3 protein-coding genes are annotated in these 1,724 nt (G+C 67.6%); all 3 read left to right on the top strand.

Annotated features, from left to right (window positions below):
* A partial coding sequence (locus tag Manayef4_RS02910) for an RNA-guided endonuclease TnpB family protein (RefSeq protein WP_139139980.1) occupies nt 1-458 on the top strand: 458 nt, incomplete at its 5' end.
* A gap of 185 nt (nt 459-643) precedes the next feature.
* The gene (locus tag Manayef4_RS02905; RefSeq protein WP_011437164.1) at nt 644-1,360 is read left to right on the top strand and encodes an ATP-dependent Clp protease proteolytic subunit; all 717 of its coding nucleotides are present in this window, start codon (nt 644-646) and stop codon (nt 1,358-1,360) included.
* Nucleotides 1,357-1,724: ATP-dependent Clp protease proteolytic subunit (locus tag Manayef4_RS02900; RefSeq protein ID WP_175443307.1), on the top strand; the 368-nt coding region annotated here is incomplete at its 3' end. The genes Manayef4_RS02905 and Manayef4_RS02900, both read left to right, overlap by 4 nt.

Below are 1,724 nucleotides of genomic sequence, written 5' to 3'. Positions count from 1 at the left end.
GGCTGGCCAAGACCCACGACACGATCGTGGTGGAAGACCTGCACGTGGCCGGGATGGTCCGTAACCGCCGTCTTGCCCGTGCCGTGTCCGATACCGGGATGGCCGAGGTCCGCCGCCAGCTCGCCTACAAGACCCTCTGGTACGGATCGACGCTCGTGGTCGCGGACCGCTGGTATCCAAGCTCGAAGACCTGTTCCGACTGCGGCTGGCGAAACCCAGGCCTCACCCTGTCGGAGCGTATCTTCGCCTGCCAGTCCTGCGGGCTGGTAGGCGGCCGCGACCTGAACGCCGCGGTCAACCTGTCCAACCTCGTCGCCGCCAGTAGGTCGGAGACGGTAAACGCCCGTGGAGCCGACCGTAGGACCCCGTCCGCGGGGCGGGCGGCTGGGAAACGGGAACCCGGCACGGCTCGGGCCGGTCGGACCGGGAGTGCTTCACCGCAAGGTGAGGCGGCATGAGCGCCGCTATCAGGCGCTCTTATGCAACGGAAGGCCGCTGGAGTCGTTCCACGGGACGTTGCGTCTGCCGTGAGCAGATATGCCGCCAGCAGATCAGCGTCGTGGGCGCGGATTTCTCGGCAACGCTGGTGACGCCGGCCCATCGTGCTCGCACCCATTCCCGACGGCCGGCGGGAGGACGCACCATGATCGAATCTTTTTCGCGCCTCACGCAGGCCGGGCCGGGGAGTCCGCGCCGGGCTACCGTGCAGGCCGCCGCATCCGGGCTCGGCTCCGCGGACGACCAGGTGTTCAGCCGGCTCCTCGAGAACCGGATCGTGTTCCTTGGTTCCGTGGTCGAGGACGCGGTSGCCAACGCGATCAGCGCCAAGCTGCTGCTGCTCGCCGCCGAGGATCCCGCGGCCGACATCTACCTCTACATCAATTCGCCGGGTGGCTCGGTGTCCGCCGGCATGGCGATTTATGACACGATGCAGTACGTCGGAAACGACGTGGCGACGGTCGCGCTGGGCCTCGCCGGTTCGATGGGGCAGTTCCTGCTCTGCGCCGGCACGGCGGGTAAGCGCTATGCGCTGCCCCATGCCCGGATCATGATGCACCAGCCGCACGGTGGCATCGGCGGCACCGCTGCCGACATCTCCATCCAGGCCGAGCAGATGCTGTACACCAAGCGCACGCTGCAGGAGCGAATCGCCTTCCACACCGGGCAGACCGTCGAGCAGATCGAGACCGACTCCGACCGGGACCGGTGGTTCACGGCCGAGGAGGCCAAGGAGTACGGCCTCGTCGATCATGTGGTTGTCCGGGCGGATCAGGTACCCAGTGTGGTCAGTGGAGCGGGCATGGGTTTGCGGCGGGCGGGCCGCACCGGTTTCGGCCCCGGCGGCGGGAGCGGGCGATGACCGGGCGGCCTCCCGCCGCGAGCGGGATCATGCTGGGTGGCGGTGCGCCGAGGGCCCGTCACGTCCTGCCGAACATCGTGGAACGGACCTCCCGCGGCGAGTACTCGATGGATCCGTATTCGAAGCTGCTCAAGGAGCGGATCGTCTTTCTCGGTGTGCAGATCGATGATGTGTCGGCGAACGACGTGATGGCGCAGCTGCTGTTCCTGGAGTCCGAGGATCCCGACCGGGACATCTCGATCTACATCAACTCGCCGGGTGGGTCGTTCACGTCGTTGACGGCGATCTACGACACGATGCAGTTCGTGCGGCCGGACATCTCGACGATCTGCATGGGTCAGGCGGCGTCGGCGGCGGCGGTGCT

Source organism: Frankia sp. CgMI4, from assembly GCF_001756285.1.
In the GTDB taxonomy this organism is placed as follows: Bacteria; Actinomycetota; Actinomycetes; order Frankiales; family Frankiaceae; genus Frankia; species Frankia casuarinae.
This window is presented reverse-complemented; position numbering and strand designations above follow the sequence as displayed.